General features: G+C 69.5%; 1 protein-coding gene. It reads right to left on the bottom strand.

Annotated elements, in window-relative coordinates; all coding sequences use genetic code 11:
- On the bottom strand, nt 1–282 hold a 282-nt coding region (locus tag HKX41_11190; GenBank protein ID NNC24695.1), incomplete at both ends, for a lytic murein transglycosylase B.

The following is a 282-nucleotide window of genomic DNA, read 5'->3' as shown; positions in this document are numbered from 1 at the left end:
AGCGGACGGTAGCCGCGCGCGGCCAGATCCGTGAGCGAGTACACCGGGTCCATGCTCTCCGGCGCGAAATCCTGCGCGCTGGCGTCGCGGTTGGCGCGCGCCACCACCGGGCCGCCGCGCACCCAGCCGCCCTTCTTGACGAAGTAGTTGGCGACCGAAGCGAACACGTCGTCCAGATCGGTGAACAGATTGCGCTTGCCGTCGTTGTCGCCGTCCACCGCGAACTCGCGGTAGCTCGACGGCATGAACTGGCCCCAGCCCATCGCGCCGGCGTAGCTGCCG

This window comes from Salifodinibacter halophilus, assembly GCA_012999515.1.
GTDB classification, from domain to species: domain Bacteria; phylum Pseudomonadota; class Gammaproteobacteria; order Nevskiales; family Salinisphaeraceae; genus Salifodinibacter; species Salifodinibacter halophilus.
This window is presented reverse-complemented; position numbering and strand designations above follow the sequence as displayed.